Origin of the sequence: Micromonospora sp. NPDC049799, assembly GCF_040656655.1 — a bacterium.
GTDB lineage: Bacteria > Actinomycetota > Actinomycetes > Mycobacteriales > Micromonosporaceae > Micromonospora.
Genome location: NZ_JBFAMU010000895.1, coordinates 1 through 1,136, shown reverse-complemented (window position 1 = coordinate 1,136; position 1,136 = coordinate 1). Strand labels below are relative to the sequence as shown.

The following is a 1,136-nucleotide window of genomic DNA, read 5'->3' as shown; positions in this document are numbered from 1 at the left end:
CGCAGCGTCTGGTCGCCCTTGCCGAGCATCGCCGCGCGGTTGACCAGCCCGGTCATTGCACGGCCGCCGGACCGGCGCCGTGGGTGCGGTGCACGTCGCGGACGTCGAGGACCGCGTCGTCGGCCGTGGTCACCGGCGCGCCTCCTGGTCCGTCCGCTCCACCGCCCCGGAGGTTCCGGCCGCCCGGATCGTTCCGGGCGGGCCCGGGGAGCCGGTCGTGGTCGGCCGGTACCGCACCAGGCTGCTCTCGCAGTGGTCCAGCCAGCGGACCTCCGCCTCGGCCTGGAACACCATCGCGTCCAGCACCAGACGCCAGGGCAGGTCCTCCGGCCGGTCGCTGGCGTACTTCAGTCGGGTGAACTCCTGGAGCGTCCGCATGGTGGCGCTGCGCTGGGTCTGCACCACCGACCGCACGTCGACGCCGGGGGTGGTCAGGGCGAGCGCGAGCTTGATGGCCAGCTCGTCCCGGGGACGGTCGGTGCGGCTGATCGGGGTGGCGAACCACAGGGTCAGGTCGGCCCGGCCGGCGTCGGTGATCTCGTACGGGCGCTGCCCCGCCTCGCTCTCCGGCAGCGAGCGGACCAGCCCGTCGCGTTCCAGCCGGGCGAGGGTGGTGTAGACCTGCCCGATGTTCAGCGGCCAGGTGGATCCGGTCGACTCCTCGAACGCGGCGCGCAGCTGGTAGCCGTACATCTGGCCACGTTCGAGCAGGGCGAGCAGGCCGTGACGGATGGACACCTCACGGAGTATGCATACCTGGTATGCGGACCGCAACCGGAGCGCTGCCCGGGGGCGACGCGACCTCAGGTAGGACGGCCGGGGAACGCCACGGTCGACGGGGTGACCCCCGCGATCCGCCGCCACCGGGTCGCCCGGACCGCGTAGTCCACCAGGGCGGCGAGGGCGCGGTCCCGGTCCGGGCCGGTGGTCGCCGCGACCGCCGCCCGCCAGAACGCGGCGGTGCGCTCCTCCACCTCCACCGCCAGGCGCAGCGCGCTCGCCCGATCCGTCACCGGGTACGGCAGCGCGTACCCGGCGCGGTCCGCCGGGACGGTGCCGCCGGAGGTGCTGAGCTGCACCACATCCCCCCAGCTTGCCCGATTGGGGATCTCACCGTCGGGGTAAGTCGAGGGAGC

General features: G+C 74.0%; 2 protein-coding genes. Both read right to left on the bottom strand.

Annotated elements, in window-relative coordinates; translation table 11 throughout:
- Positions 1-129 precede the first annotated feature (129 nt).
- Complete coding sequence (locus tag AB0I76_RS30435) at positions 130-738, bottom strand: PadR family transcriptional regulator (protein ID WP_357042746.1); 609 nt, start codon at positions 736-738, stop codon at positions 130-132.
- A 65-nt stretch (positions 739-803) separates the two neighbouring features.
- Positions 804-1,136: DUF4439 domain-containing protein (locus AB0I76_RS30430; RefSeq protein WP_357042743.1), on the bottom strand; the 333-nt coding region annotated here is incomplete at its 5' end.